The 2,180-nt window shown below is 54.4% G+C and carries 2 protein-coding genes; both read left to right on the forward strand.

Translation table 11 applies throughout. The features are described from left to right. Positions 1 to 112 precede the first annotated feature (112 nt). Positions 113 to 481 (forward strand): hypothetical protein, encoded by a 369-nt coding sequence (locus DW49_RS0107005; RefSeq protein ID WP_024421150.1) that lies wholly within the window; start codon positions 113 to 115, stop codon positions 479 to 481. Beyond that, positions 478 to 2,010 (forward strand): conjugal transfer protein TraG N-terminal domain-containing protein, encoded by a 1,533-nt coding sequence (locus tag DW49_RS0107010; RefSeq protein WP_024421151.1) that lies wholly within the window; start codon positions 478 to 480, stop codon positions 2,008 to 2,010. The genes DW49_RS0107005 and DW49_RS0107010 overlap by 4 nt, the downstream gene beginning before the upstream one ends. Positions 2,011 to 2,180: the final 170 nt, after the last annotated feature.

The raw sequence follows: 2,180 nt of genomic DNA on the forward strand, positions 1-2,180 counted from the left end.
CCATTCTGCAACGAGCTCAGAGCCGGCAGGAAAGCTCAAAGACCATCTTCCAAGGTGATCCCACACCGGATCGCCTCAAACAACTGCAAAGCCCGACGAAGGAGGACTGACGATGACGTCGACCACAGCAAAAACTGGACGATGGAGAAAAGCGGGCAAAGCTGCGCTGGCTTTTCTATCGATGTCATTACTGATGGCGCTACTGGTCGTGGCGTTTCTGACGTTCGTCGACAAAGTGTTTGGGGATCTGGAGCAATTCAGCGAATGGCAGAGGACGCACTACGGGTACATGCTGGCCTGGCGGCTGTTGGTCTACGCAACGCTGGCCTTCGGATGGCTCAAGATCAGGAAGCAACTGGTTCACCAGGCATCCTCCGATATTCCCGCAGGTCTAATGCGATGTGAGGTGATCGCCCTGCTGTTGATGGCATTGATGGAGCTACGGCGTGCCGGCCTACTCGAGGGAGTCAGTACACTATGATGTTACGCACCAATGATTATCTGGAGTATTACCTCACGCTGGTGGGCTGGATCATCAACAGCGGCGTCTGGAACATGATTGAGGACAGCGGCTTGGTGGCCGCGCCGTTTGCCGCCATCATCATCAGCGAATGGCTCAAAGCACGTGCTGAGGGTGCCGACGAAGGTAACAAAGGCGTACTCTCGCTGGCTCGAGCGGAGAACCGCTTCTACACCGCGATTCTGGTCATCATTGTCTGCTGCATGCCTTTGGTGACGGTCAGCATCGACACGTTGCAGTTTGATCGGAGCCGCTCGGAACAGTGTCAGTATTCGGTCCCCAACCCTGCCGATACGGGTTGGAATACCTCATTCAGTACGTTGAATGGAAAAAGCGCCGTTGTTCCTGTGTGGTGGCTATTCGTGCATGCGATGTCAAAAGCCGCAACCGCAGCCTCCATCGCGGCGATCCCTTGTGGTGTAGACCTGCAACAAGTTCGAATGGATGTGAACAGGGCACGTATCAACGACCCACTACTGGCACAGGAAGTCGCCGACTTTACCAACGACTGCTACGCACTGGCACGGTCGCGACTATTCATGACTCAACCAACGCTCACCAAAGAGCAATTGAACGACGTCAACTGGATCGGCTCGCGGTTCTTCCTGCAGACGCCAGGCTATTATGATGATGGTTTCTCTGGATTTAGGTCACACACGCCTCGAACCAAATGGCCTTATGACGCAACTCGCGATGCAGGCCTGCCCCAAACCACCGGTGGCGGTGGCTTCCCTACCTGCACGCAGTGGTGGTCGGATAGCAGCATTGGCCTACGAGCCAGGCTGCTGGAGCAGGTCAGTCCAGATCTGCTGAGCAAGCTCGCTCAGTGGGCAAAATTCATGACCCCGAATGAGGTGAACGACTCGGTCATTCGCGATCTGGTTTCTCCGAGGAAGCAGAAACTGACCCAAGGACAGGTGTATACCGACTACGGCGGACAAGTGGGTGGATCAGTAGCAAACGATGTGACGCGCCTGACCGCCGCAGCAGGTCAGGCATTTGGATCTGTTGTGATGTACCCTGCCATTGACAGCGTCCGCCAGGCGGCACCCATGGTAATGGCCTTTTTGAAGATGGCTTTGATCATCTGCATCCCATTTGTCCTGGTATTCGGAATGTTTGACCTGAAGGTCGTGATGACGATCACGTTCGCCGAGTTTGCGCTGATCTTTGTCGACTTCTGGTTCCAACTGGCCCGCTGGGTGGACAGCACGATACTGGACGCCTTGTACGGCAACGGGATCGGCAGTGACGTCCCTCATTCCAATTTTGATCCAGTGTTCGGAGCCAGCAATGCGCAGGGAGACCTGCTGCTGGACTTCGTGATAGGGGCAATGTTCATCGTCCTACCAAGTTTCTGGGTAGTTGCCCTGGGCTGGACCGGAATGAAGCTTGGCTCACTACTGAATGGCTTGGAAGAGGGTACGAAAACCGCGCAAACCGCTGGAGGGAAAGGTGCCGCTGAAATTATGCACCACGTAAAAAAATAACCACACCACAATAAGGCCGTAAATATCGGCCTTATTGCCTCAATGCCTCAATCTAAAACTTATACTCGGCGGTTTCAGAGGCTGAGTGCAACACCCGGCTATTGAGTTAGGGATGGACTCTCATGATGCTTGGACATCATTTCCGTCATCATTTCGATAGGGCATCTGTA

The organism is Pseudomonas avellanae BPIC 631 (genome assembly GCF_000444135.1).
Lineage (GTDB): Bacteria > Pseudomonadota > Gammaproteobacteria > Pseudomonadales > Pseudomonadaceae > Aquipseudomonas > Aquipseudomonas avellanae.